At 58.1% G+C, this 327-nt stretch carries 1 pseudogene; it reads right to left on the bottom strand.

Annotation, left to right across the window (positions count from 1 at the left end):
* Positions 1–327, bottom strand: a pseudogene (locus AB4154_RS22200) (hypothetical protein); the annotation flags it as partial.

The following is a 327-nucleotide window of genomic DNA, read 5'->3' as shown; positions in this document are numbered from 1 at the left end:
CACGTTGCTCTCTTTCAGGGTCACCGTCGCTTCCGCTGTCGAGCCGTAACCGTCGGTCATCACCATCTGGTAATCGCCACTGTTCGTGCCTTGCTCGAAGTCGTTCACCTCCGCCGAAACGCCCGCTGTCGTGATGCTGATGTTGCCGGCCGCATCGACACTGTAGAAACCGTCTTCACTGATGGTGCTTAAGGTGCCGTCACTGTGTTTGAACTCGTATTTGGTCACGCCATCCAGATCGCTGCCGGACAAGGTACCCACTACCGCGTCCGCCACTTGGTTTTCCGCGTACGTCACCGTCTGCGCACCGAACGAGCCTGACTCATC

It is taken from the genome of Vibrio sp. 10N.286.51.B11, from assembly GCF_041469245.1.
In the GTDB taxonomy this organism is placed as follows: domain Bacteria; phylum Pseudomonadota; class Gammaproteobacteria; order Enterobacterales; family Vibrionaceae; genus Vibrio; species Vibrio crassostreae_C.
Note: the sequence above shows the minus strand (reverse complement) of the source record. Positions and strands in the feature narration are given on the sequence as shown.